20 protein-coding genes and 2 tRNA genes are annotated in these 22,877 nt (G+C 71.4%); 13 read left to right on the forward strand and 9 right to left on the reverse strand.

From position 1 onward, the window contains the following. Nucleotides 1-19: 19 nt before the first annotated feature. The 4 genes from IEY87_RS36780 to IEY87_RS36795 all read left to right on the forward strand — a co-directional run bounded on the left by IEY87_RS36780 (nt 20) and on the right by IEY87_RS36795 (nt 2,047). Nucleotides 20-1,099, forward strand: a complete 1,080-nt coding sequence (locus tag IEY87_RS36780) for a mechanosensitive ion channel family protein (RefSeq protein WP_225277597.1) — start codon at nt 20-22, stop codon at nt 1,097-1,099. Nucleotides 1,100-1,347: 248 nt separating this feature from the next. Next, a tRNA-Pro gene (locus tag IEY87_RS36785) sits at nt 1,348-1,422 on the forward strand. A 118-nt stretch (nt 1,423-1,540) separates the two neighbouring features. After that, nucleotides 1,541-1,616: transfer RNA gene (locus tag IEY87_RS36790), tRNA-Leu, on the forward strand. A gap of 107 nt (nt 1,617-1,723) precedes the next feature. Beyond that, on the forward strand, nt 1,724-2,047 hold the full coding sequence (locus tag IEY87_RS36795; RefSeq protein WP_189143463.1) for a hypothetical protein: 324 nt from the start codon (nt 1,724-1,726) through the stop codon (nt 2,045-2,047). Between the two features lie 89 nt (nt 2,048-2,136). On the opposite strand, the gene IEY87_RS36800 is transcribed toward IEY87_RS36795, so the two are convergent. Beyond that, nucleotides 2,137-2,448 carry a hypothetical protein gene (locus IEY87_RS36800; RefSeq protein WP_189143464.1) on the reverse strand — a complete coding sequence of 104 codons (312 nt, stop codon included), beginning with the start codon at nt 2,446-2,448 and terminating at the stop codon, nt 2,137-2,139. 31 nt (nt 2,449-2,479) lie between these two features. Continuing rightward, nucleotides 2,480-3,715 (reverse strand): glucose-1-phosphate adenylyltransferase, encoded by a 1,236-nt coding sequence (gene glgC, locus IEY87_RS36805; RefSeq protein WP_189143465.1) that lies wholly within the window; start codon nt 3,713-3,715, stop codon nt 2,480-2,482. A gap of 168 nt (nt 3,716-3,883) precedes the next feature. Here glgC and glgA point away from each other — a divergent pair, with 168 nt between their 5' ends. Together glgA and IEY87_RS36815 are read left to right on the forward strand one after the other, a co-directional pair. Continuing rightward, the gene (gene glgA, locus IEY87_RS36810) at nt 3,884-5,062 is read left to right on the forward strand and encodes a glycogen synthase (protein ID WP_189143466.1); all 1,179 of its coding nucleotides are present in this window, start codon (nt 3,884-3,886) and stop codon (nt 5,060-5,062) included. Nucleotides 5,063-5,118: 56 nt separating this feature from the next. Then, nucleotides 5,119-6,597 (forward strand): Nramp family divalent metal transporter, encoded by a 1,479-nt coding sequence (locus IEY87_RS36815; protein WP_189143467.1) that lies wholly within the window; start codon nt 5,119-5,121, stop codon nt 6,595-6,597. Between the two features lie 47 nt (nt 6,598-6,644). On the opposite strand, the gene IEY87_RS36820 is transcribed toward IEY87_RS36815, so the two are convergent. Further along, nucleotides 6,645-7,049 carry a nitroreductase family deazaflavin-dependent oxidoreductase gene (locus tag IEY87_RS36820; protein ID WP_189143468.1) on the reverse strand — a complete coding sequence of 135 codons (405 nt, stop codon included), beginning with the start codon at nt 7,047-7,049 and terminating at the stop codon, nt 6,645-6,647. A 137-nt stretch (nt 7,050-7,186) separates the two neighbouring features. Here IEY87_RS36820 and IEY87_RS46850 point away from each other — a divergent pair, with 137 nt between their 5' ends. Next, nucleotides 7,187-11,434: a hypothetical protein gene (locus IEY87_RS46850; RefSeq protein ID WP_189143469.1), complete on the forward strand. Its 4,248-nt coding sequence runs from the start codon at nt 7,187-7,189 to the stop codon at nt 11,432-11,434. A gap of 123 nt (nt 11,435-11,557) precedes the next feature. On the opposite strand, the gene IEY87_RS36830 is transcribed toward IEY87_RS46850, so the two are convergent. Further along, the gene (locus IEY87_RS36830) at nt 11,558-12,013 is read right to left on the reverse strand and encodes a hypothetical protein (protein ID WP_189143470.1); all 456 of its coding nucleotides are present in this window, start codon (nt 12,011-12,013) and stop codon (nt 11,558-11,560) included. A 202-nt stretch (nt 12,014-12,215) separates the two neighbouring features. After that, nucleotides 12,216-13,181 (reverse strand): helix-turn-helix transcriptional regulator, encoded by a 966-nt coding sequence (locus IEY87_RS36835; protein ID WP_189143471.1) that lies wholly within the window; start codon nt 13,179-13,181, stop codon nt 12,216-12,218. 63 nt (nt 13,182-13,244) lie between these two features. Between IEY87_RS36835 and IEY87_RS36840 the strand changes: the two genes are divergently transcribed. Beyond that, entirely contained in the window at nt 13,245-14,384 is a 1,140-nt protein-coding gene (locus IEY87_RS36840; RefSeq protein WP_189143472.1) for an epoxide hydrolase family protein, read from the forward strand. Between the two features lie 4 nt (nt 14,385-14,388). Here the strand turns inward: IEY87_RS36840 and IEY87_RS36845 are convergent, their stop codons facing one another. Both IEY87_RS36845 and IEY87_RS36850 read right to left on the reverse strand, forming a co-directional pair. Next, nucleotides 14,389-14,937: a GNAT family N-acetyltransferase gene (locus IEY87_RS36845; protein WP_189143473.1), complete on the reverse strand. Its 549-nt coding sequence runs from the start codon at nt 14,935-14,937 to the stop codon at nt 14,389-14,391. A gap of 42 nt (nt 14,938-14,979) precedes the next feature. Continuing rightward, on the reverse strand, nt 14,980-15,747 hold the full coding sequence (locus IEY87_RS36850; RefSeq protein ID WP_225277595.1) for a sirohydrochlorin chelatase: 768 nt from the start codon (nt 15,745-15,747) through the stop codon (nt 14,980-14,982). Nucleotides 15,748-15,942: 195 nt separating this feature from the next. Here IEY87_RS36850 and IEY87_RS36855 point away from each other — a divergent pair, with 195 nt between their 5' ends. Beyond that, complete coding sequence (locus IEY87_RS36855; protein WP_189143474.1) at nt 15,943-17,226, forward strand: MFS transporter; 1,284 nt, start codon at nt 15,943-15,945, stop codon at nt 17,224-17,226. Between the two features lie 125 nt (nt 17,227-17,351). Here IEY87_RS36855 and IEY87_RS36860 read toward each other — a convergent pair whose 3' ends face one another. Both IEY87_RS36860 and IEY87_RS36865 read right to left on the reverse strand, forming a co-directional pair. Next, nucleotides 17,352-18,284: an SPFH domain-containing protein gene (locus tag IEY87_RS36860; RefSeq protein WP_225277594.1), complete on the reverse strand. Its 933-nt coding sequence runs from the start codon at nt 18,282-18,284 to the stop codon at nt 17,352-17,354. A 73-nt stretch (nt 18,285-18,357) separates the two neighbouring features. After that, the gene (locus IEY87_RS36865) at nt 18,358-19,653 is read right to left on the reverse strand and encodes an MFS transporter (RefSeq protein ID WP_189143475.1); all 1,296 of its coding nucleotides are present in this window, start codon (nt 19,651-19,653) and stop codon (nt 18,358-18,360) included. Between the two features lie 88 nt (nt 19,654-19,741). Here IEY87_RS36865 and IEY87_RS36870 point away from each other — a divergent pair, with 88 nt between their 5' ends. The 4 genes from IEY87_RS36870 (at nt 19,742) to IEY87_RS36885 (ending at nt 22,839) form a co-directional block, all read left to right on the forward strand. Then, nucleotides 19,742-20,422 carry a GntR family transcriptional regulator gene (locus IEY87_RS36870; RefSeq protein ID WP_189143476.1) on the forward strand — a complete coding sequence of 227 codons (681 nt, stop codon included), beginning with the start codon at nt 19,742-19,744 and terminating at the stop codon, nt 20,420-20,422. A gap of 9 nt (nt 20,423-20,431) precedes the next feature. Beyond that, the gene (locus IEY87_RS36875) at nt 20,432-20,797 is read left to right on the forward strand and encodes a DUF2203 domain-containing protein (protein WP_189143477.1); all 366 of its coding nucleotides are present in this window, start codon (nt 20,432-20,434) and stop codon (nt 20,795-20,797) included. 78 nt (nt 20,798-20,875) lie between these two features. Next, nucleotides 20,876-21,880, forward strand: a complete 1,005-nt coding sequence (locus tag IEY87_RS36880; RefSeq protein WP_189143478.1) for a hypothetical protein — start codon at nt 20,876-20,878, stop codon at nt 21,878-21,880. After that, a complete protein-coding gene (locus IEY87_RS36885; RefSeq protein WP_189143479.1) occupies nt 21,877-22,839 on the forward strand; it encodes a WD40 repeat domain-containing protein in 963 nt (320 codons plus the stop codon). Before IEY87_RS36880 ends, IEY87_RS36885 begins: the two co-directional genes overlap by 4 nt. Nucleotides 22,840-22,877: the final 38 nt, after the last annotated feature.

The following is a 22,877-nucleotide window of genomic DNA, read 5'->3' on the forward strand; positions in this document are numbered from 1 at the left end:
ATTTCAGGAGGTTATGAGGGTGTCGTCGACGGCCCACTGGTTGATACTCGCCGGCTCCATCGCCGGCGTGATCCTGCTGGTGGAACTGGCCAGACGGATGCTCGTCAGGGCCGGGCGCAAGTGGGACCTGGCCCGTCACCTGGTGGAGCGCTGCACCTGGCCGATGTTCGCGGTGGCCGCGACGTTGACGTTCAGCCTGGGGTTCATCCCGTCGATGCTCGGCATCTCGCGTGAGGAACTGGCCGTCGGCGCCATGATCGAGCGAGTGGTCGAGGTCGCCTCGATCGCGGCGCTCACCTGGCTGATCATCCAGGCCAGCTACGCCTTCACGGACCTCGTCATGGACCGCCTGGTCCAGGTCGAGGGGGAGCGCAACCGGCGGGCCCGGCGGATTCTCACCCAGATCGGGCTGGTCCGCCGGGTCGCCACCGCCGCCGTCATCATCATCGCCTTCGGCGTCATGCTGTTCTCCTTCCCGCAGGTGCGGGCGCTGGGCGCCGGGCTGCTCGCCTCCGCCGGCATCGCGGGCGCCATCATCGGCATCGCCGCCCAGCCGACGCTCGGCAACATGGTCGCCGGCCTGCAACTCGCCTTCAGCGACGCGCTCCGCCTGGATGACGTGGTCGTGGTGGAGGAGGAGTGGGGCCGCATCGAGGAGCTCACGCTCACCTACGTGGTGCTGCGGCTGTGGGACGAGCGGCGGCTGGTCCTGCCCGTCTCCTACTTCACCCAGAATCCGTTCGAGAACTGGACCAGGCACGGCAGCCGGGTGGTCGCCGCGGTCTATCTGCGGGTCGACTGGGCGGTGCCGGTCGACAAGCTGCGCGAGGAGCTCTACCGGTTCATCCAGGACAGCCCGCTGTGGGACCAGAAGGACTGGACGCTCCAGGTCACCGACGTGCTGCCGAACGGGCTGGTGGAGTTGCGCGGCCTGATGAGCGCCGCGGACTCGGCCTCCGCCTGGGACCTCAAGTGCGACGTACGCGAGCACCTCGTCACCTACATCAGGGAGAACTACCCCGACGCGCTGCCCCGCTTCCGCATCGAGACGCCCGAGAGCCGCGCCGGGGTGCCATGGCGCAACGGCGGGCGTGGCTAGGCTCTGTGCGGTGGCCCGCGACGCTCTGTGAGGTGGCCCGCGCGGTTTATTCGGTGGCACCCGAGGCGATCACCGGGCTACCGTGGACAGCGTCCAGCAAGAAGAGTCCGGCACCAGGGAAGGCGGCAGCGGTGAGCGCACTGAAGTCCCCCCTTGAGGCGGGGCCGGCTGCCTGGTGATCTGAGACGGACACCAGGACGGCCGCCCAGGGTTTCCCTGAGGCGGCTTTCTCATGCCTTCATGTACGACCGAGTGTGGGGCAGTTCGGCCGCCCGCCTGCCTTGGGAGCAGGAGCATCGCAGGTTCGAATCCTGCCACTCGGACGACGGCCCTGAAAGAAGAGGGCCGCGGGTTCGGCCTGGCCGGTGGGAATGGCGCCCCCCGGCCGGACACGAGCCCTCGCCCCGGGCAAGGCCCACGCCAGCCCAGCCCGGGGCCCAAGCCGCTCTGGCCCAACTTGGCAAGAGGCGCCGCCCTCAGGAGGCGGAGGTTCAGGGTTCGACTCCCTGGGGCGGCACCCGGATGATCAGTTGCCGTCGCGCCCAGCGTGGCGTGCGGGTCGGGCTCGAAGGCCCTCCGTATAGTGATGGATCGATGACACTTCGTGATCACGGGGGGAATATCATGAGAAGTGCCCTTATCGCCGCGGGCGGGGCTCTGTTCGCCGCAGCAGCGCTCACCGCCGGCCTGGCGGGGCCGGCCACCGCGGCCGTCGAAGACCAGTCGACCCGGATCTGCGACATGCAGACGCAGGAGGTCAGGACCTGGCAGAACGTCTACGGCCCCGACAAGGTCGCGCAGGGGACGCGCGACGCCGCCGCCTGCCAGAACCAGCACGACCACGGTCATGGCCACCGTCACCACTACGACGGTTTCGACCACCATGGCCTGGACAGCTGGGCCCTCAGGTACGCGCTCCTGCGTGACGAGTGGCGTCTCAACGGCTGAGCGCCGTTCGGCCTGACCGGTCCCGGGAGCTCACGCCGAGCCCCGGGACCGTCCTGTGCCTGTCACTCTTCGTCTCGCTGTCCGTCTCGCTATTCGCCTGGCTCTTCGCCGGCCGCCCAGACGGCCTGGAACGCCGCCTCGCCGATCTCCGTCAGGTCCCAGATCTCCAGCGCCTGGTCGGTGAGGAAACCGTGCTCGTCCTGCAGGTGCCGCCACCAGTAGAGATGAACGCCACGCCGGGCGTCGATCTCGATCTGCCGGATCGCCCAGTGCTCGCCGTCGCCCTCGACGCTCTCGAACAGCCACACCCCGCCGTCGCCGTCATCCCCGCGCCAGTGGCGCCGGGGCAACTCCGACTCGCTGAGCTCTCGGATCCGGGGTTGGCGAAGATCTGGCAGCACCCCATCACTCTAGGCCCGTCCGGAAGCGGTCTCAGCGGTCGACGATCTCGTTCTTGCCGATGACGACGACGCCGCCGCGGGTGAGCGCGAAGCGGGTGCGGTCGTACTCCAGGTCGAAGCCGATGCGCGCGCCGTCCGGGATGACCACGTTCTTGTCGATGATGGCCTTGCGGACCACGGCGCCCCTGCCGATCTTGACGTTGTCCATCAGGACCGAGTCCTCGACCACCGAATGGGAGTGCAGCACCACCATCGGCGACAGGATCGACCGCAGGGCCAGGCCGCCGGAGATGATCACCCCGGGGGAGACCAGCGAGTCGATCGCCCGGCCCACCCGGTCGCCGTCGTTGTGCACGAACTTGGCCGGCGGCAGCGGGTCGTGGCCGGTGTGGATGGGCCACTTGTCGTTGTAGAGGTTGAAGATCGGGTGCGCGGCGATGAGGTCCATGTGGGCCTCGTAGTAGGCGTCGAGCGTGCCCACGTCGCGCCAGTAGCCACGGTCGCGCTCGCTGGAGCCCGGCACCACGTTGTGCGCGAAGTCGTAGACGTCGGCCCCGCCCGACTTGACCATCATCGGGATGATGTTGCCGCCCAGGTCGTGCTTGCTGGTCGGGTCGAGCGCGTCCTCCCGCAGCGCGTCGATCATCGCCTGCGTCTTGAACACGTAGTTGCCCATCGAGGCGAACACCTCGTCGGGCGAGTCGGCCAGGCCCACCGCGTCCTTGGGCTTCTCCCGGAACGCGACGATCCGGCGGCCCTGCGGATCGGTCTCGATCACGCCGAACTGATCGGCCAGCGACAGCGGCTGCCGGATGGCCGCCACCGTCACGTCCGCGCCCGACTCCTCGTGCTGCTCCACCATCTGCCGCGGGTCCATCCGGTAGATGTGGTCCGCGCCGAACACGATGACGTGCTCGGGCATCTCGTCGTAGATCAGGTTCAGATTCTGGAAGAGCGCGTCGGCCGAGCCGGAGAACCAGCGTGGACCCAGCCGCTGCTGCGCGGGGACCGGGGTCACGTAGTTGCCGAGCATCGACGACAGCCGCCAGGTGCGCGAGACGTGGCGGTCAAGGCTGTGGTTCTTGTACTGGGTCAGTACGACGATCTTCAAATAGTTGCCGTTGGCCAGGTTGGACAGCACGAAGTCGATGAGCCGATACATGCCGCCGAACGGCACCGCCGGTTTCGCCCGGTCCGCCGTGAGAGGCATGAGCCTCTTTCCCTCTCCACCTGCCAGCACGACCGCAAGCACCCTCCGGGACCTCATGCCCAGGACGCTACCCCCAATTGGCCCATCTATCGAAGAAACCTCGTCCGGCTCTCTCCCGCCGTGTCCCATTCTCCGGAGATATGTACGGCCATCGCCGCACGTTCGATCCCGGTGTCGGGGCTGTCGATGTGTCCTGAACGGGCGGCTTGCTCGTAAGGTCGTGTCATGCGTGTTGATCTGCTCAGCAGGGAGTATCCACCGGAGGTCTACGGCGGCGCCGGCGTGCACCTGGAGTACCTCGCCAGGGAGTTGCGCAAGCTGGCCGACGTGCGAGTCCGGTGTTTCGGGGCCGAACGGGACGAATCTGGCGTGTCCGCCTATCAGGTGCCGGGTGGGCTGGAGTCCGCGAACGCGGCCTTGCAGGTGCTCGGCGTGGACCTGGAGATGGCCGCCGCGTGCGCGGGCGCGGACGTCGTGCACTCGCATACCTGGTACGCCAACTTTGCCGGGCATGTCGCGAAGATGCTGCACGGCATCCCGCACGTCGTCACCACGCACAGCCTGGAGCCGCTGCGCCCGTGGAAGGCCGAGCAGCTCGGCGGGGGCTACGCGATCTCGTCGTGGGCCGAGCACACCGCCCTGGCCGCCGCCGACGCGGTGATCGCGGTGTCGGAGGGGATGCGCCGCGACGTGCTGGCCGCCTACCCGGGGATCGACCCGGCCAAGGTGAGCGTCATCCACAACGGCATCGACACCGCTGAGTACGCACCGGACGACGGCCACGAGGTCCTGAGAAAGCATGGCATCGACCCCGCCCGGCCGTACGTCATCTTCGTGGGGCGGATAACCCGGCAGAAGGGGCTCGTCCACCTCCTGCACGCGGCGCGGTCCTTCGCCCCCGACGCGCAGCTCGTGCTCTGCGCGGGCGCGCCGGACACCCCGGAGATCGAGGCCGAGGTCGCCGGGCTGGTGCGCGGCCTGGACCGGGAGGGCGTGTTCTGGATCTCCGAGATGCTGCCCAAGCCGCAGATCATCCAGTTGCTCACGCACGCCGCCGTGTTCGTCTGCCCCTCGGTGTACGAGCCGATGGGCATCGTGAACCTGGAGGCGATGGCGTGCGAGACCGCCGTGGTCGCCACCGCCACCGGCGGCATCCCCGAGGTGGTCGCCGACGGCGAGACCGGCCTGCTGGTGCCCATCGACCAGGCCCCCGACGGCACCCCGCACGACCCGGGCCGCTTCGCCGCGGACCTGGCCGAGCGGGTCAACGCCCTGCTGGGAGACCCGGCGCGGGCCGCGGCCATGGGGCGGGCGGGCCGGGTGCGCGCCGTCGAGCACTTCTCCTGGGAGCGCGTCGCGCGCCGCACCGCGGACCTGTACGCGTCACTGCGCGAAACGGGCTGATTGGGTCTTGTAGCGGCCCTGCTTCGGGCTCACTCTGGGCGGCAGGAGGCAGTGAGATGTCGCACCCGCTCGGAGTCAGCCGGCCAGATCTCGAAGTCACCGACCTGCCCACGCCCGAGGAGGTCTTCAAGGTCTCCCGGATCGGGCCCTTACAACTGTTCAAGTACGCCGTGGGGCCGAGCCTGATCGCCCTCGGCATCTCCATCGGCAGCGGCGAGTGGCTGCTCGGCCCGCTGAGCGTGGGGCAGTACGGCTTCGTCGGCGTCGGCTGGGTCATCCTGGTCTCGGCGATCCTGCAGACGTTCTACAACGTCGAATGCGCCCGCTACGTCATGGCGACCGGGGAGACGCCGGTGGTCGGCTGGGGCCGGGTGCCGCCCGGCTGGCGGCTGTGGATCCCGCTCTCGGTCCTGATCGTCATCTTCGCGTTCATCGCCGGCGGCTGGGCCGCCTCGGCGGGGCAGGGCGTGTACGCGCTGGTGCACGGCACGATCCCGCCCGCCGGCGCCGAGGAGCCCCGGCTGTGGGCCATCGCCCTGCTGGTGCTGATCTTCCTGATCACCGCGCTGGCCCGCCGGATCAGCCGCGCGCTGGAGCTGGCCAACTGGCTGATGGTGAGCGCCATCCTGCTCGCCCTGCTCGCCATCGACCTGCTCGTGGTGCCGTGGGAGCTGTGGTGGGAGGGCATCCGCGGCTTCTTCACCTTCGTCGCCCCGCCCGCCGGCATCACCGCCACCCAGCTCGGCGCGCTGGCCGGCTTCACCGCCCTCGCCTCCGGCCTCAACTGGTACGTCCTCGGCCACTACCGCGACAAGGGTTACGGCATGGGCCACCGGGCCGGATACATCTCCGGGCTGCGCGGCACCCGGAGCGAGATCCTGGCCAGCGGCGTCACCTTCCCCGACAACGACCTCAACCGCGGGCTGTGGCGCCGGTGGTACCGCCTGCTGATGGTGGACATGTGGGGCGTCTTCTTCGTCGGCGCCATCCTCGGCATGCTGCTGCCCACGCTCCTCATGGCGCAGGCGGTCCAGCTCTCCGGTGAGACGCCCACCCGGGCCAACGTCCCCACGTTCGTGGCCGCCGCGCTCGGCGACGAGTACGGGCAGACGGTCTTCTACGTGGGGCTGGTGCTGGGGGTGCTGATCCTGTTCTCCACCCAGCTGGGCATCTTCGAGGCGATGGTGCGGGTGACGACCGACGCCGCGCACGCCACCAGCCCACGCCTGCGCCGCCTGGTCGAGGGGGATCCGCGCCGGTTCTACTACCCGTTCATGATCACTCTGCTGGTGGTCATCTCCATCGTCATCCACCTCAGCCTGCCGGTCGCGCTGGTGGAGTGGTCGGCGAACATGTCGAACCTGGGCGCGCTGATCTACCCGTTCTTCCTCATGTACCTGAACAGCAAGCTGCCCCGGCCGGCCCGGCCACGGCCCTGGCACTACGTCATCCTGGGGCTGAACTTCCTGTTCTTCGGATTCTTCTTCGTGAACTTCATCGCCGACTTCATCGGCGAGCCGCTGATCACCTTCTGACCTGACCTGACCTGTCCCGCCGCGCTCCGGGCGCGGCGGGCAGGCGGCTAGCGCGCCGGTTCGAGGACGACGATCGGAATCTCCCGATCGGTCTTCTTGGTGTACTCGTCGTAGTCGGGCCAGGCCGCGGTCATCAGCCGCCAGAGCTCAGGCCGCTCCTGGCTGCCGGCCGTACGGGTGGCGGCCCTGAACGTGTCGCCCTTGATCTGTACCTCCACTTCGGGATTGACCTGCAGGTTCTTGTACCAGTCGGGGTGGTCGGGATCGCCGCCCTTCGACGCGACGACCACATAGCTCTCGCCATGCGGCTGGTAGATCAGCGGCGTCGTATATGGCTTGCCTGACTTGCGGCCTTTGGTGGTCAGGAGAAGAACCGTGGTGTTGTTCCAGTCGTGTCCCTCCGCGCCGTCGGTTTCCCGATAGCGCTGGACATGTTCCTTGCCGTAGAGCATGTGGGTTCGCCTACCCCAGCAGTCCGTGACCTCACCATCACGCTCAGGGACTTGTACGAAGAGTTGACGACCCCGGACCTCGCTCATGCGCGATCCGGTCCTGTACGGCGGGGCCACGCTGGTGAGAGCCTTTCCCCATGAACGCTCCGCCCGGACCTCTCGCTGCCCGTATCGAGGAGTTCGAACGGACCGCCGACCCCAGACTGGTGCTGTCCGGGGCCGCGCTGACCGAGGCCGAGCGGGCGATGCGGGCCTGCACCGGCGAGGCGGCCGACGCCGCGATCTGGCGTCTGATCAGCAGACTCCACCTGGCCCGCTACCGGCTGGACGGATCCGGCGGCGAGGCGGCCGTGGCAGGGGTGTTCCTCGCCGCCGCCGCCGTGGTCGACCCCGGCGGGATGCCGGAGACGACGAACGTCCCCTCGGCCGACGCGCCACAGACCTGGGCGGAGCTGGTCGACGAGGTCCTGCACCACGTGGATCCGGACACCTCCCCGCATGTCGGGCTGCTGCTGCACGCCCTGATCCGCCGCGCGCTCAGCACGCCGTCGGCGCAGGTGTGCGACCAGCTGGTGGAGTCCCTGCTGCGGGAGACGATGGAGGACCCCCATCCTTCCTGGGCGCCGGAGGCGCTGGCGATCCTGGGCGGCGGGCTGTTGCGGCTGTTCGCGGCCACGGGGGAGCCGGAGGCGCTCGACGACGCGGTCCACGTACACCTCAGGGCCGCCCTCGGCGGGCCCGGTGGCGCCCGCCGCCTGCGCGAGCTGGCGGGGGTGCTCGGCCTGGCCCTGCCCGGCGACCCCGAGCTGATCGGCGCCCACCTGGTGGCCGCCCAGCGGCGGCCGGGCGGCCACGAGCGGTCCCAGGCGCTGCTCGCCCTGTTCGACCTGGCCCAGTCCCGGGCCACCGCGTCGGCCGCCGACGCCGACCTGCTGGCCTTCATCCGGATCGGGCAGGCCACGCTGGACTTCTGGCACGACGACCACCCCCACCCGCGCGTGGTCGCCGGCTACGCCGCCGGACTGGTCGAGTGGTACGTCGTCACCGGCGACATGCGGTCGCTGGAGGCGGGCCGGGAGATGGCGGAGGTGCTCGGCACCCCCGTGCGGGAGATCCCCGACAGGCTCGGCCGCGACCAGCTGACCCGGCTCGGCCTGCTCGCGAACCGGCGCCTGCGGCGCTGGCGGGTGGGCGACGACCCGGCCGACCTGGAGGTCGCGATCCAGACTCTGCGCCAGGCGGTCGCACGTACCTACGCCGGTCACCCGGACCGGCCGCGGCTGCTGTGCGACCTGGCCGGCGCGCTGGTCCAGCAGGCTGGGCTGGGAGAGCACCCGGGCGAGGCGACGGCCGCCGCCCGCTCGGCCGTCGCGGCCTGCGGCGAGGACGACCCGCTGCGCCCGCGAGCCCTGCTGCTGCTCGGCCAGGCCCTGCGCCTGGACCTGAGCATGACCGCCGCCGACGAGGGCATCGCCGCGCTCCGCGAAGCGCTCGCCGCCGACCAGGAGCCGTCGTTCCTGGCGGAGGCGTACGGCCTGATGTCCGAGCTGCTGCGCCGGCGGGCGATGGACGGCGACGAAGGCCGCGAGGCCGATCTCGACGAGGCCGTGACCACCGCCCGCCGGGCCGTCGAGGCACACGACCGCCCCAAAACCCTGAGCACCCTCGTCAAGGCCCTCCTCCAACGCTTCAGAGAACCCACCCCCCACCCCACCACAGCCCCGCACCCCACCGCGGTTCCGCACGCCGCCCCCCACACCACGGCCGCTACGCGGGGCGCTGCCCCGTACGGCGCTGCCCCGCACGCCGACGGCACCCCCGACCTTCTTGACACCGCTGACCTCGCTGAGGCGCTGGGGCTGGCCAGTCGCGCGCAGGGGGACCGTGAGCTGCGTACCCAGCTTCGCTGGGCGCTCGAGGAGACGGACCTGCTGACGCGGCCCCCGGGCGAGGATCTGGCGCGGGCGGCGACGCGGCTCGCGCTGGTGTACGACGAGGAGGAGACGGCGCGCTTGCTGCTCCGGATCGGTGAGCGGCACGCCCGGGTGGCGGGCGAGGCCGGCCCCTTCCTGGCGGCCACCGCCGTCCAGCTCGCCGAGCGGGAGCGGCTCCGGCTCGCGATCGAGCTGCTCGAACGGGCCGGGCCGGCGTTCACCACGGCGGGCGAGCCGGTCGAGGCCGCCGACGCGCTCTCCCTTGTCGGCAGCCACCACCAGGAGCTTGGCGAGTGGGAGCCGGCGCTGCGCGCCTACCAGCGCGCCGCGGCGGCCTACCGCGAGCTGAGCGAGGGCCCCGGGGAGGCGGCACAGGTCGGCAAGATGGGCGCCGTGGCGGCCCGGGCAGGCGACCCCCAGCGGGCCATCGAGCTCCACGTACGGGCCGCCGCCTTGAGTGCCCAGGCCGGACTCGCCGCCGAAGAGGCGTCCCACAGAAGTGATGCGGCCGCCGCCTACCTCGCCGCGGGCGACCCCGGCGCGGCACGGGAGTGCGCCGGCCGGGCCCGTGAGCTGTACCAGGCACTCGGCCAGGCCGAACGGGCGGCGGCTGCCCTGATCGACAGCGCGCGAGCCTGCGTGGAGCTGGGACGCCTGCCCACCGCCGCCGAGCTGATCACCACCTGCGCGGCCGAGCTGGAGGCCCTCGGCGCCTGGGACGACGCCTGCCAGGCGCTGGACTCGCATGCGCGGCTGCTCTACAGGCTGGGACATGCCGAACACGCGGCCGCCTGCGAGACGAGCATCGTCGACATCGTGCGCCGGCACGGCCAGCGGCGTGACCCTGCCGACGAATGGCTGCACATCGCCCGCCGCCGGCACGCGCGCGGCGACCTGCCGGCCGCCAGACGCGCGTTCGAGCTGGCCGAACGGGCCTACAACACCATCGGCGACGCCGACGGCCTCGCCGGCGTCCGCTACGACCTCGGCGTCCTTGGCTACGGCGACAACGCCCTGGAACAGGCGGCCCAGGACTTCGCGACAGCCGCCGAAGCGTACGCCCGCCTACGGGCAGGGTCCGAAGAACCCGCCCCCCGAGGAGGGGCCGAGAGGCCCGCTGCCCCCCGGGCGGGAACAGAGGAGTCCGCCATCTCATGGGTGGGGGCCGAGCCTGCTGCCCAACAGGTGAGGGCCGAGGACTCCGCCGCCCCCTGGACGGCAGCCGAGGACTCCGCCGCCCCGTGGACGGGAGCCGAGGAGTCCGCCGCCCCACGGGCAGGGGCCGAGGAGCCCGCCGTCCCGCGGGCAGGGGTCGAGGAGTCCGCCGCACGGCGGGCAGCGGTCAAGGAGTCCGCCGCCCGCACCATGCGCGGCGTCTGCCTGATGGAGCTGGACCGCTTCGACGCCGCGGCGGCCGAGTTCCACCGGGCGTTGGAGCTCGCGGCCGGTGAGCGGGATCTGACGGCGCTGTACTCCGTCACGCTGGCGGAGGCGGAGCTGGCGATGATGACCGATCGGCTCGCCGAGGCGGAGACCGGGCTGCTCGCCGCGCACGGCCTGGCCACCGGCGACCCGGTGCGCGAGGCGATCGTCAGAGAGCGGATGGCGCGGCTCGTCTCGCACACCGGCGACCCGGAGACCCTGCGCCTCGCCGGCGCGAGCTTCCGCGACCACGGCCGGCCACACCTCGCCGCCCTCGTCTGCCTCCGGCTCGGCTTCGCCTTCGAAGCCCGTGGCGACCTGTCCCGCGCCAGGGCCGCCTTTGAGGAAGGTCTCGCCGCCCTCGCCGAGGAGACGCTGACACCCCTCCCCGACGCGCCGTACGAGGTGCTGGCGGGCCGCACGGCCGGGCTGGTCCCGCGCGCCGTGACCCGCCTGGCGGCGATCCAGCGCACCCTCACCACCCCCGCCCTCGACCGCCATCACCTCTCCACTCCCACTCCCGACCGCCACCACATCTCCCCACCCTTCCCACGAGCCGGCGGCACCAGCCCCGCCCTCCGGGCTGAGGCCTCGGATCTGGCGCGTGGCGAGGGTGATCCGGTGCTCGGAGGTGAGGTGTCGGATCTGGTCCGTGGCGGGGGCCATCCGGTGTTCGGGGGTGAGGTGTCGGATCTCGTTCGTGGCGGGGGTGATCACGCGTTCGCCGGTGAGACGTCAGATCTCGCCCAGCCCGCCTCGTGGAGTGGCCCTGAGTCTGTCCAGGGCACTTCGCGGAGTGGCACTGAGTCGGCCCAGGCCGCCTCGCGGAGTGGCACTGAGTCAGCTCAGGACATCTCGCGCGGTTCCGTGATCCCGGACGAGCTCGCCGACCTGGCACGTGCCCTCTCGGGGGCCGGCAGCGTCGATCTCGCGCTGCCGGGCGAGTTCGACGGGCGATTGCGCGTTGAGGGGGCCGAGAGCGGGATGACTGAGGCGCAGGAGGACGAGAGGTCGGCCGGTCCGGCGTGATCGTGCTGAGAGCAGCACCGCGATCCTCGCGGGGGGGAGCGGGCGCGGTCAGAGGTGGAGACGACCGCACGGTGAGCAGGTCGCGGTCAGAGGTAGGGGCGGGTCACGGTGACCAGGTCGCGGTCAGAGGTAAGGGCGGGTCACGGTGACCAGGTCGCGGGCGGCGTGCCGGGTGTCGACGTAGAGGGCGGTGTCGGGGGTGCGCTCGCGCACGTCGCGGTCGCGGATCGCGAAGACCGCGGGCGCGACTCCCACGTCGCCGTAGCGGACGGTCACGGCCGCGCCGATGGCCTGCCGCATGTCGGCGAGCACGCCACGGGCCGTGTGCCCGGCCCCGGAGGCCGCGAGGTGGCCGAGCATCGCGGCGAACCGGGACTCGGCCTCCGCCTGGGGCCGCTGCTCGGGCAGCACCGGACGGTCGAGCCAGAACACCTTGCCCGCCAGGAAGGCGTCATAGCTCACGCCCTCGTGGCTGAGCGTGCGCGCCGTGTCGGCGAGCAGCTCGCCGAACTCCGCCAGCTCGGCCCGCGGCGGCAGGTCGGCGGTGACGAACAGGGGCACGATCAGCGAGTCCAGCATGGGGCTGCCTTCCCTCCTTGAGGAGCCTCATCGTAGAGCGCCCCACCGACAATCTCCGCGCCCACCGCCCGGCGCGTCCCACCCGCCGTGCCCACCGCCCCCGCGCGTCCTCTCCTTCCGCGTACCGCCCCCGCGCATCCTCACTCGCCGCGCGCCAAGCCACGGGCGGCAGAATCTGTCGGGTACGAAGCCGCGGGGGATGTCATCCGTCGGGGGCCGAGGTGCGGGCGGCGTTGGTGAGGCGGGTGGAGACGAGGCGGAGGTGGGCCGGTAGTTCGGGTGGTTCGTGTACCTCGAAGGGGGCGCCCAGGGAGACGAGCCAGGAGGCCAGTTCGTCCAGTGAGTTGGCGCCGCCGATCACGAGGCAGGTGGTGGCGTCGATGGGCTCGACGGTGGCCGCGGCGGGGGTGGACCGCTCGGCGACGGCCTCTGCGGACGCGTGTACGGTGAAGCGGCCCTGATAGCGGTAGGGGGCGTTGGAGAGCTTCCGGGAGGCGTACCCGGCGAGGTCGGGGTCGGGGGGCTCGCGCGGGGTGAAGCGCGGACCGCCGGGGGTGCGCAGCCGGAGCCGGTCGACCCGGAAGATGCGCCAGTCGTCGCGCCCGGTGTCGTAGGCGACGAGATACCAGCGGCGGCCGGTGGCGACGAGCCGGTACGGCTCGACCGTGCGGGTGCCGGCGGTGCCGTCCGGCTTGCTGTAGTCGAAGCGCAGGCTCTGGTGGTCGCGGCAGGCGGCCGCGATGGCTGACAGCGTGTCCGCGCCGACGGTGGCGGGCCCGCTCAGCGGTACGGTCATCGACCGCAGGGCGTTGACCCGGTGCCGCAGCCGGGCGGGCAGCACCCGTTCGAGCTTGGCCAGCGCACGCAGGGAGGTCTCCTCGATGCCGGCCACGCTGCCCTGCGCGGCGGTGCGCAGCCCGACGGCGACGGCGACCGCCTCCTCGTCGTCGAGCAGCAGCGGCGGCAGGTCGTGCCCGGCGCCGAGCCGGTACCCGGCCAGCCCGGCGGTGGCGTGCACCGGGTAGCCGAGCTCGCGCAGCCGGTCCACGTCGCGGCGGACGGTGCGGCCGGTCACGCCGAGCCGGTCCGCGAGCTCAGCGCCGGACCAGTCACGAGGGGTCTGCAAGAGGGACAGGAGTTTGAGCAGCCGGGCGGACGTTTCCCACATGTCCGCCAGTATCCCGCCCACCTAGGACCGTAGTTGTCCTAACCGGGGCCTAACGTAGTCCACATGAGCAACGACATTCACCCTTTCACCATCGATATCCCGCAGGCCGACCTGGACGACCTCCGTGAGCGCCTGGCCCGGACCCGCTGGCCGGACGAGCTGGACGGCGCCGGATGGCCGTACGGCGTGCCCGTCTCGTACGCCAGGCAACTGGCCGCCTACTGGCGTGACGGCTACGACTGGCGGGAGCATGAGGCGGCGCTGAACGCGTTCCCGCAATTCACCACGGAGATCGACGGCCAGAACGTGCACTTCCTGCACGTGCGCTCGCCGGAGCCGGACGCGCTGCCGCTGCTCGTCACGCACGGCTGGCCGGGGTCCGTGGTCGAGTTCATGAACGTGATCGGCCCGCTCACCGACCCCCGCGCGCACGGCGGCGACCCCGCCGACGCCTTCCACGTCGTGGCCCCCTCCATCCCGGGCTTCGGCTTCTCCGGGCCCACCGTTGAGCGTGGCTGGGATCTGAACAGGGTCGCGCGGGCCTGGAAAGAGCTGATGCACCGCCTCGGCTACGAGCGCTACGGCGCCCAGGGCGGCGACTCGGGCGCGACCATCTCGCCCCAGCTCGGCAGGATCGACCCCGAGCGGGTGGTGGGCGTGCACGTCAACGGCGGTCTCGGCTTCCCCTCCGGCGACCCCGCCGAGTTCGAGGGCCTGTCGGAGGCCGAGCTGGCTCGGCTGGGCGCCTACACCAACCAGGACGGCGCCGGCTACGCGATGCTCCAGTCCACCCGTCCGCACACTTTGGCCTACGGTTTGCACGACTCCCCGGCCGGGCAGCTCGCGTGGATCGCCGAGAAGTTCAAGGAGTGGACCGACCCGGCCCACGACCTGCCCGAGGACGCGGTGGACCGCGACCAGTTGCTGACCAACATCAGCCTCTACTGGCTGACCGGCACCGCCGGCTCCTCGGCCCGCCTGTACAAGGAGAGCGCCGCGTCCTGGGGGCGGCCGGTCGAGCCGTCCACGGTCCCGCACGGCGTGGCGGTCTTCCCCGGCGATCCCGGCGTCCGCCGCATCGCCGAGCGCGAGCACAAGGTGATCCACTGGTCGGAGTTCGGCAGGGGCGGCCACTTCGCCGCCATGGAGGCCCCGGACCTGCTCGTCGGCGACGTCCGAGCCTTCTTCCGGCTGGTGCGCTGACCGCTCAGCGCTCGGCCCACTCGCCGTCCAGCGCGGCGTGGATGACGGAGTCGCGCCAGCCGGCCGGGGTGGACACGTGATGGCGCAGGCGGCCCTCCTCCACCATGCCCGCGGTGAGCATGGCGAGCTGGGCCGGCAGGTTGGCGGGGGAGCGGGCGCCCCAGACGCGGTGCAGGCCGAGCTGCTTGAAGCCGAACGCCAGCAGCAGCCGGACCAGGTCCGTGCCCATGCCGCGTCCCCACCGGTCGGGGCGCAGGCCCAGGCCGATCTCGGCGCTGTGCGGGCGCTCGGCGTCAATGTGCAGGCGGGCCACGCCGATCACCTCCTGGCTCTCGACGTCGAGCACCGCCAGCACGTACAGCAGGCGCGGCTCGGCCGCCGCGGAGCGCACGCCCTCCTCGACGAGCGCGGCGACCTGCTGGAGAGTACGGGGGGAGAAGGGCATGTACTGGGTCGCCTGGGGATCGCCGTAGACGGCGTGCAGCGCGGCGACGTCCGCCTCGGTGACCTCGCGAAGCCACAGACGCGTCCCGGTGCACACAACTTGCCGCATGCGCAGAAGGTAACGCGAGATCACCGATCTTGACAAGCCTTGTCAAGTAGCGAGTTGACTCCCGTAAGCTCGCGCGACAAGTTCGGCGATGGCGCTGTGCGCGCCGAGCGGCTCGGCGTGTCCCGCGCCGGCCTGGCCGGCGGCCTTCTCCACGACGTCGGCGGGGGCCTCGTGGCCGATCAGGCAGGGGGCGATGGCCAGTCGCTCGGCGCCGGCCGCGCGCAGCCGCTCGGCCGCCAGCGGGACGCCGGGCTCGCTGTCGAGCGAGGCGGCGATCACCGGCAGGGTGAGCCGGGAGGCCAGCAGCACCGCGGTGGGCTGCACGGCGTGCACGGCCCGCTCACCGCCGACCGTGCCGAGGATGACGCCGTCGACGGGGCTGTAGACGTTCAGCAGGCGAACGCGGTCGGCCCTGGCCAGGCCGCGCTCGGCGAGCCTGATGTGCAGCGCCTCCGCCAGCAGCGGGTGCGGGCCGAGGGCTTCGGTCACGGTCGCGCCGGATCCGCTCGCCGCGACGGCCTTGTTGATCTCCGCCAGGACGATCGGGTCGTCCCAGGTGACCAGAGGCACCACGACGGCCTGGCGGTCCGCCGGTAGCGATTCGGTCAGCGTGTCGACGGCGGTGAGCCGTACTTCGATCTGGGGGTTGTCCACGCGCACGACGGCGGCGATCTCGGCGGCCACGCCCGACGCGCTGCCCGGGGCGGCCAGCACGAGAACGGGCGCGTCCGGTGGCAGGGACGTGGGGACGGGGCGTCGGTGGCGGCCGCCCCCCGGCCGGGGGGAACGTTCGCGTACAGGGAGGCTCACAGGCGCGCAGTTTATGCGCAAAGGGGGTGCGACGTTCCAGAAAACGGCGGCGATTCCGTTACAACGGCCGGTAAATGTGACTAAGATCACGTCGAAACGCCCGAATACGTTGACTTACTGGCATAAAACGTCAGACTCAGCAGTAACTAGAAACGCGTTCTAGAGCGACAGTCAACTCCGTCCCGGAGGATGGGAATGAAGCCGTTCTATGTCCGCGAGCTCAGTGTCTACCCGGTGGGCGGCCGGCGGGTCCGCCTGCTGGCGATCGCGGTGCTGGCCAGCCTGGTGGCCAACTTCGAGACCACGATCGCCACGATCCTGCCCCTGCTGATGACCGACCTCGGCATGTCGCTGGAGGAGTACGGTCTGATCGCGGCCCTGTCGGTGCTGGTCGGCGGGCTGTCGGCGGGGGTCGGCGGCATTCTGTCCGACCGGTGGGGGCGGGTCGCTCTGCTGGTGCCGACGCTGACCGTCACCGCCGCGTGCAACTTCCTGCTCGCCACCGTCGACTCGGTCGGCTCCCTGCTCGCCGTCCGCTGCCTGATGCTGTTCATCGAGGGGGCGGGGATCACCATCACCGCGTCGCTGGTGCGCGACTTCTCCCCTCGGGTGGGGCGGGCGCAGGCGTTCGGGTTCTGGACCTGGGGGCCGGTCGGCGCCTCGTTCCTGGCCTCCGCGCTGGCGAGCTTGACCCTGCCGCTGTTCGGCAACGCCTGGCAGTCGCAGGCGATCATCATGGGCATCGTCTCGCTGACGCTCTGCGCGATCATCATCTGGCAGATCGCCGAGCCGTCGGCCGCGCTCCGCGCGCAGGTGATGGGCGCCGAGTCGGCGGTCAGCGTCACCGAGAAGATCGACCCGGGCCGGGTCAGGGAGCTGTTCAGGCATCCGCACCTGTGGGCGCACGTGTTAGGCAACACCGGCTGGCAGGTGCTCTACTGGACCTTCGCCATCTTCGGCCAGACGATCCTGGTCACCTCCTTCGCCATGGACGCGGCCACCGCCAACGGCGTCGTGGCGCTCGGCATCGTGCTCAACGCGGTGGCCGTCATCCTGGTCGGGCGGATCTCGGACCGGCTGCAGCTGCGCAAACCCTTCACGGCGGCGGGGACGCTGCTGACCATCGCCGCGCTGGCCTACTTCGTCGGCCTCTTCGGCCGTGACGTCTCCACCCCGCACGTCATCGTGGTCTGGGCGCTGCTCTACCTGGTGCTGGGCATCGCCTACGTGCCGTGGATGGCGAACTTCTCCGAGAACGCCGAGGACGTCGACGCCCGCCTGCAAGGGGCCGCGCTCGGCATCTGGGGGATGGTCGTCCGCGTCATGATCGTGGCCCTGCTGGTGATCTCGCCGCTGGTCGTCGCCGCCGGCGGGTGGCAAACCTGGCTGCTGGTCGCGCTGGCCGGCCAGGTGGTCTTCCTGGCCGCCATGCTCGTCTTCAAGGGCCGATGGCGGGCGGCGCCCAAGGTCGCCGCCTGAGGGGACGAGCCCGCCGTCCGGGGAGGTCTGAGGGGACGAGCCCGCCGTCCGGGGGAGGCTTGAGGGACGAGCCCGCCGTCCGGGGAGGCCGTGCCGGACGGCGGGCGCCCCCGCCACGGGAATGGTCAGCGAGTGGGCACCACCACTGCCTGCGGGTTGCCGGGGGCGTAGACGGTGATCCCCTGCGGCAGCGCCTTCAGCTTGTCGATCTCCGCGCAGGCCGGGCACTTGTCGTAGCCGTTCTGCCTGGCCTGGTTCGCGTCCGCCTCCGCCCTGGCCTGCGCCACCCTGGCCTGCGCCTCCGAGACGGCGGCGTTGGCGGCCAGCGAGCGGTCCACCGCCTGCTGCACCTCCCCGGGCAGGGTGACCTTCACCAGGGTGAACCGCAGGCCGGTCAGGAAGTCGCCGCCCAGCGTCCGCGGCAGGTCGCGGGCGAGCGCGGCGTTGACGCCGTTCTGCACCGTGGCGATGTTGATGTTGCTGTCCCGCGCCTTGAGCGCGGAGCTCTCCAGCAGCGCGCACGACGGCACCAGCTCGGCGCAGCGCATGGCCCCGACCTGGGCGCGCAGCGCGTTGTCGATCACCGGCCGGACCGCCTGGCCGAAGAAGGCGGACCAGCCCTCGTCGCCGTCCCACGCGTACAGGGAGCTGTCGTCCTGACTGCGGTAGGTACGGGTGCCGTACTTGTCGTCGAACGACTTCAGCGTCGCGTGGTCCAGGTTGAGCGTGAAGTAGAGGGTGCCTTCGATGCCCACGTTCACGCCGTCGCTGCTGGGCACCGTCACCACGTCCACGCCGAGGGTGGTGGCGCGCTTGGCGTCCGCGGTGATCGTGTAGAACCGCTGCTGCGCCGGGTAGCTGTGCGTGGACGACCACAGGCCGGCCCAGGTCAGGCCGGAGCCGGGGTCGATCACCTGGCGGATCCGGGTGTCGTCGAACGGGCCGCCGTCACGGACCACGGTGACGACGCCGGGGTCGGTGCTCTCCAGGCCGGTGACGACCCCGAGCAGGAGAGGGAGCGCGATGATGGCGGCCACGACGGCCAGGACTGTCCTCAACTCGGGCCTCCACGCGGGCGGCGGTGGCAGCCGCCGCCCGCGGCTTTCGCGGCGAACTTTCGGAGGGACGACCTCAGACGTGCTGCGGCACGTCGGCGGGGTCGAGGTCGTGGGACTCCGGCGCGATGGCCAGGCCCACGGCGGTGATGGCCAGCGCGGCCACCACGTAGACGGACACCGCGACGGTGGTGCCGAAGGAGTCGAACAGCTTGATCGCGATGATCGGGGCGAGCCCGCCGCCCACGATCCCGGCGACCTGGTAGCCCATCGAGGCCCCGCTGTAGCGCAACCTGGTGCTGAACAGCTCGGCGATGAAGGCCGCCTGCGGGCCGTACATCGCGGCGTGGCAGAGCAGCGCCACGGCGGCGGCGAGCACGATCAGCGGGAAGGATCTGGTCTCCAGCAGCGGGAAGAACGCGAACACCCAGATCGCGGCGCCGATGACGCCCGCCAGGTAGACCCGCCGCCGGCCGAAGCGGTCCGACATCGAGCCGAACAGCGGGATGAGCCCCAGTTGCAGCGCCGAGGCGATCAGCACCGCGTTCAGCCCGAGGTCGCGGTCGAGGCCCAGCGGGCCGGTCAGGTAGACCAGGATGTAGGCGGTGAAGGTGTAGAAGGCCACGTCCACGCCGATGCGCGCGGTGAAGGCCGACAGCAGCGCCCGGGGGTGCGTGCGCAGCACCTCGACCAGCGGCATCCTGGCCTTCGCGCCCTTCTGCTCGACCTGGGCGAACAGCGGCGACTCGGTGATCCGCAGCCGTACCCAGAGGCCGACGAACACCAGCACGCCCGACAGCAGGAACGGCACCCGCCAGCCCCATGACAGGAAGGCCGCGTCGGACAGCGTGGCCGACAGGATGGTGAGCAGCGCGGTCGCCAGCACATAGCCGGCGGGCACGCCGACCTGCGGCCAGCTCGCGTTGAAGCCACGGCGGCGCGGGTCGCCGTGCTCCAGCGACATGATCACGGCGCCACCCCACTCGCCGCCGAGCCCGAGGCCCTGCGCGAACCGGAGGACGGCCAGCATGATCGGCGCGAGCACGCCCACGCTGTCGTAGCCGGGCAGCACCCCGATGAGGAACGTGGAGATGCCCATCAGCAGCAGCGTCACGACCAGCACGGTCTTGCGGCCGTTGCGGTCGCCGAAGTGCCCGAAGATGATCCCGCCGAGCGGCCGGGCCACGAACGCGACCGCGTTGGTCGTCAGCGCCAGCAGGGTCGCGTTGAGCGGGTCGAAGGTAGGGAAGAACAACTTGCCGAAGACCAGCGTCGCCGCGGTGGTGTAGAGGAAGAAGTCGTACCACTCAAGCGACGTGCCGATCAGACTCGCGAGGATCACCCGCCGGGTCTGTGGGGTGGAGCCTGCCATCCCTCGCTCCTTCCGTGGGGGGACTGGTTCCACCATAAAAATCGTTGAACAATTCGACAAGGGTTTTGTTCAATGATTTCCTGAATCCGTGAAAGACGCCGCCGCCGACCTCGCGCAGGACCGCTCGCGTCTCGGACGTAGCAGCACGGCCGAGCGCGTGGCGGACATCCTGCGTGACCGCATCATCGAAGGCCTGTTCAAGCCCGGCCAGCGTCTGTCGGAGGAGTCGATCTGCGAGGCGCTCGGCGTGTCGCGCAACACGCTGCGCGAGGCCTTCCGGCTCCTCAGCCACGAGCGGCTGCTCGACCACCGGCTCAACCGGGGCGTGTTCGTGCGGGTCCTGTCCGCCGAGGACGTCGCCGACCTCTACCAGGTGCGCCGGGTGATCGAGGGCATGGCCGTGCGCCGCAAGCCGACCGAGCAGGCCCTGCGGGTGATAAGAGAGGCGGTCGCCGACGCCGAGCGGGCCGCGGGGGACGACGACTGGCAGGCCGTCGGCACCGCCAACATCCGCTTCCACCAGGCTCTGGTGACGCTCAACGACAGCCCCAGGCTCAACGAGGCGATGCGGCAGCTGCTGGCCGAGCTGCGGCTCGTCTTCCATGTCATGGAGAATCCGCGCGCCTTCCACGAGCCGTTCGTGGCGCGCAACCGCGAGCTGCTGGCGCTCATCGAGGCCGGCGAGCCCGACCGGGCCGCCGCCGCCCTGGACGCCTACCTCGACCACGCCGAGCAGTTGCTCATGCACGCCTACGAGCCGAACCGCTAACGTTCCCGGATGGACAGGCTTTTCACTCTCGACGAGGCCCGGGCACTGATGCCGTCGATCATCGAGGACGCCCGCAAGCTCATCGCCGCGCGCGCCGACCTCGCCGAGATCGCCTTCGACCGTGACACCCCCGGCGGCTCCCGCCTCGGCGGGCTGCCGGAGCTCAAGGCCGCCGAGGCACGCATCCAGGAGATCGTGAGCGCCTGGAGCGAGCAGGGCGTGGAGGTGAAGGGCATCGCGCCCTTGCTGCTGGACTTCCCCTCGGTGCTCGACGGCGTGTCCGTGCGCCTGTGCTGGATCGAGCCCGAGCCGGAGCTCGGCTGGTACCACCGCAGCGAGCTCGGCTTCCCTGGCCGCCGCCCGCTGCCGTCCTGACCTCGCCGAAGCGTGTCCGACCTGTGACAACCGGTCAGTGAGCTGCCGACTCTAAATGGGTGAGCGAAAGGAACACCCATGAGGCTCACCTCTGCGACCGCCGCCCTCCTGGCGTCCGCGGTCCTCGCCGGGGCGGTGGCCGCACCAGCCTCCGCGCACACCCGCACCGGCCCCTCACTCGCCCCGACCGGCCCCTCACTCGCGCGGGCGGTCTGGATCAAAGCCTGCGGCGGCAACCCGTGCGGACACTGGCGGCTCAAGCTGCGCGACGGCCGCACGATCACCGTCCCCGACGCCGCCGCGACCAAGGTGGACGCCCGCGGCAGGCGCACCACCGACATCGGCGTCTTCGCCGTCAGCGGCGACGGCCGGACCGTTCTCTACGAGCGGGCATCCGATCACCGCCTGGTCGTCCGTCCGGTCGCGGGCGGCCCCGGCACCGCGCTGCCCCGCTCGCTGGCGCCCAGGAGCACCGCCTCGATCACCGTGCAGCTGTCACCCGCCGGGGACCGGGTGCTGGTCGACCACGGGGACGAGCACGGACGCGTGCCGACCAAGGTCTTCACCGTCGGGACCGGCGAAACCACCGAGCTGCCCGGCCGCGACAGACCGCTCGGCTTCAGCGCCGACGGCGACGAGGTGCTGACCCGGCGCGACGGCGGCGACAACACCGCCACCCTGGTCGCGCACCGGCTCGACGGCACCTCGACCAGGCGCACGCCGCCCCAGGTCGTGGAGCGAGCCGCCGTCACGACGCTGGCCGCCGACGGCAGGACGGTCGCCGCGTTCATCTGGGGTGACAGCGAGAAGAAGAGGGCGCCACGGCTGCGTCTGTACGACCTGGAGACCGGGGAGCTCTCCAAGGGCGTGGACCTGGCGCTCACCCCGGCCGGCACGCCGTACTCCGCCCGCTGGACGGCGGACGGCGGGCTCACCGCCCTGGTGACGACGGAGCACGACGGCGGGGCAGCGGTGGTACGGGTGCTCACCGTCGACCCCGGGACGGGCGCCGTCAAGCAGCGCGACACGTACACGATCGGCAAGTCCAGGTACGCCTTCTACGCGGCGGGAGAGACGGCATGAGAATCACGATCGCCCTGCTGGCCGCCGCGATGCTCGCGGCGCCGATGACCGCCCCGGCCGCCGCGCAGGCGGAGCCGCACCACCACGAGAGCATCCGGTACGCCTCCGTCAAGGGCTGCACGATCAAGGGAGGCGGTGAGGTCCCCTGCGGCCACTGGCGTCTGGTCCTGCACAGCGGAGAGCGGCGCGTCCTGCGTGACGCCCAGGTCGTGGCCCGGCTGGCGAACGGCAAGTCCGCCGTCTACCCGCCCGCCCCGATCTCCGTCAGCGGCGACGGCCAGAAGGTCGCCTACCTCACCCGTGCCGGTGGCCTGGCCGTACGGACCCTGGACGGTGACGTCAAGCTGCTGCCCGCCGGCGCGCTGCCCCGCCGGGACCAGGAGTTGATCAAGCTGCAGCTGTCCGGCGACGGGTCCAGGCTCGCCGTCGGCGTCAGCGGCGACCGCTACGGGACCCGCGTCTACGACACCGCCAGCGGCGCCCGGCTGGGCAGCATCGCCGGGCCGCACCAGCTGGCCGGGTTCAGCGGGGACAGCGGGGAGCTGCTCACGACCCTGAACGGCGAGGAGGAGGTCACCGACCTGGCCGTCAACGCCGACACCGGCGAGCGGCTCACCCGCGTCACCCCACCGCAGATCATCGTCGGCAACGCCCCGCAGGCCCTGTCCGGCGACGGCCGGACCGTCGCCGTCCTCACCGCCGGAAAATCCCGGCTCGTGCTGTACGACGCGCAGACGGACCAGCTGCTCAAGCGGCAGCGGGTCAAGCTGCCGGCCGGTGAGGTGCACATGCTCGACTGGACCGGTGACCGGCAGGTGACCGTGCACCTGCTGCGATCCGTGGGCAAGGAGAGCCGGATGGTGATCGCGCAGATGGACACCGAGACCGGCGCGGTCACCATCAGGGACCGCTACACGCTCCTGAAGGACACCTTCGTCTTCGCCTCCTGCGGCGGCTGAGAACGGGTCGGGCGGTGCGGATTCCCGCCGCCCGACCG

Origin of the sequence: Nonomuraea glycinis (genome assembly GCF_014646515.1) — a bacterium.
GTDB classification, from domain to species: Bacteria; Actinomycetota; Actinomycetes; order Streptosporangiales; family Streptosporangiaceae; genus Nonomuraea; species Nonomuraea glycinis.

Bases quoted from the DNA above. Each gene is read 5' to 3' on its own strand.
- IEY87_RS36795 (WP_189143463.1), top strand. From the start codon at position 1,724: ATGAGAAGTGCCCTTATCGCCGCGGGCGGGGCTCTGTTCGCCGCAGCA.
- glgC (WP_189143465.1), bottom strand. From the start codon at position 3,715: ATGAGGTCCCGGAGGGTGCTTGCGGTCGTGCTGGCAGGTGGAGAGGGA.
- glgA (WP_189143466.1), top strand. From the start codon at position 3,884: ATGCGTGTTGATCTGCTCAGCAGGGAGTATCCACCGGAGGTCTACGGC.
- IEY87_RS36815 (WP_189143467.1), top strand. From the start codon at position 5,119: ATGTCGCACCCGCTCGGAGTCAGCCGGCCAGATCTCGAAGTCACCGAC.
- IEY87_RS36820 (WP_189143468.1), bottom strand. From the start codon at position 7,049: ATGCTCTACGGCAAGGAACATGTCCAGCGCTATCGGGAAACCGACGGC.
- IEY87_RS46850 (WP_189143469.1), top strand. From the start codon at position 7,187: ATGAACGCTCCGCCCGGACCTCTCGCTGCCCGTATCGAGGAGTTCGAA.
- IEY87_RS36830 (WP_189143470.1), bottom strand. From the start codon at position 12,013: ATGCTGGACTCGCTGATCGTGCCCCTGTTCGTCACCGCCGACCTGCCG.
- IEY87_RS36835 (WP_189143471.1), bottom strand. From the start codon at position 13,181: ATGTGGGAAACGTCCGCCCGGCTGCTCAAACTCCTGTCCCTCTTGCAG.
- IEY87_RS36840 (WP_189143472.1), top strand. From the start codon at position 13,245: ATGAGCAACGACATTCACCCTTTCACCATCGATATCCCGCAGGCCGAC.
- IEY87_RS36845 (WP_189143473.1), bottom strand. From the start codon at position 14,937: ATGCGGCAAGTTGTGTGCACCGGGACGCGTCTGTGGCTTCGCGAGGTC.
- IEY87_RS36855 (WP_189143474.1), top strand. From the start codon at position 15,943: ATGAAGCCGTTCTATGTCCGCGAGCTCAGTGTCTACCCGGTGGGCGGC.
- IEY87_RS36865 (WP_189143475.1), bottom strand. From the start codon at position 19,653: ATGGCAGGCTCCACCCCACAGACCCGGCGGGTGATCCTCGCGAGTCTG.
- IEY87_RS36875 (WP_189143477.1), top strand. From the start codon at position 20,432: ATGGACAGGCTTTTCACTCTCGACGAGGCCCGGGCACTGATGCCGTCG.
- IEY87_RS36880 (WP_189143478.1), top strand. From the start codon at position 20,876: ATGAGGCTCACCTCTGCGACCGCCGCCCTCCTGGCGTCCGCGGTCCTC.
- IEY87_RS36885 (WP_189143479.1), top strand. From the start codon at position 21,877: ATGAGAATCACGATCGCCCTGCTGGCCGCCGCGATGCTCGCGGCGCCG.